Source organism: Roseateles sp. P5_E1 (assembly GCF_054049335.1).
The window spans coordinates 1-620 of sequence record NZ_JBFUMN010000282.1 but is presented as its reverse complement, the minus strand read 5'-3'; the positions used below and the strand labels follow the sequence as shown (position 1 = coordinate 620).

2 protein-coding genes are annotated in these 620 nt (G+C 64.4%); both read right to left on the bottom strand.

The annotated features are described in order from the left end of the window. The coding region (locus ACXJKJ_RS31060) for a biotin/lipoyl-containing protein (RefSeq protein WP_457395418.1) at positions 1 to 147 on the bottom strand (147 nt) is incomplete at its 3' end. Positions 148 to 164: 17 nt separating this feature from the next. Then, positions 165 to 620: hypothetical protein (locus tag ACXJKJ_RS31055; protein WP_457395416.1), on the bottom strand; the 456-nt coding region annotated here is incomplete at its 5' end.

Sequence of the window (620 nt, the reverse complement as noted above, 5' to 3'; positions counted from 1 at the left end):
CGGCACTTCCAACGTCGCCTTGTCCGATTCCAGCGTGACCAGGCCCTGGTCCTTCTTSACSGTGTCWCCMACGGCGACCAGCAGTTCGATCACCGGGACACCGCTGTAATCGCCGATGTCGGGAACCTTGATTTCAATTGCGGCCATTGTTGTTCTCCTGGGACTCAGCCGGCCTTGCCGGCGAGCAGTTGCTGCAGTTCGTCGAGCGACTCGTCCAGATCTTTCCAGCGACGGTCGAGCTTCTTTTCCTTGGTGTCGCTGGCTTCGATCAGCAGCGCCACCTGTTTCATCATCAGCCTGCCGCTGCCGCACTCCGGGCGCGGGCCACTGAAACGCTGCCCATCCACCTGGAAGGACAGCACTTCACCGTCCAGCACCGCGGCCTTGCGATCAACCGGCACCGCCGCATCGAGCGCGGCTTGCCAACTGCGCAGCAGCCGCTGCGCCAACGCGGCCGGAATGCTGACCTGGTACTGGTCCGGCGACTGGTCCACGCGCAGTTCCAGGCCGCCACCACGGGCGCTGTTGTTCCAGTTGTACACGCGCTTGTCGGCGCGGCTGAAACGCAGCGTCCATTCCGCTTCCTGGGTACCGGGCAGCAGCGCCACGCCGGTCTCGAC